This window comes from Pseudoalteromonas sp. S3178 (assembly GCF_005886985.1).
Lineage (GTDB): Bacteria > Pseudomonadota > Gammaproteobacteria > Enterobacterales > Alteromonadaceae > Pseudoalteromonas > Pseudoalteromonas carrageenovora.
Genome location: NZ_PNCW01000313.1, coordinates 1 through 257 on the forward strand (window position 1 = coordinate 1; position 257 = coordinate 257).

Here is a 257-nt window from a genome sequence, read left to right on the forward strand (position 1 = left end):
CAAAATAACATTTTCCACGTTAGTTTAGAGCCTGTCCACTTTATTCAGCCAACCATTTGTACATAACATAGCTATCGACCAAACCCAGCCTAGGATGCTTGTAAGCCTTGGGAATAGTGCCCACAATGGTAAAACCAAGCTTTTGCCAAAGTTTAATCGACAGTTCATTGGTCGATACCACGCTATTAAATTGCATGGCTTCGAACCCCAACGCTAACGCTTGTTGCTGGGAATGTTCACACATCAGCCGTGCAATT

At 43.2% G+C, this 257-nt stretch carries 1 protein-coding gene; it reads right to left on the bottom strand.

The features are described 5' to 3' along the window. Positions 1–40: 40 nt before the first annotated feature. Positions 41–257 (bottom strand): GNAT family N-acetyltransferase (locus CWC11_RS21105; RefSeq protein WP_502704816.1); only part of this gene is annotated, 217 nt, incomplete at its 5' end.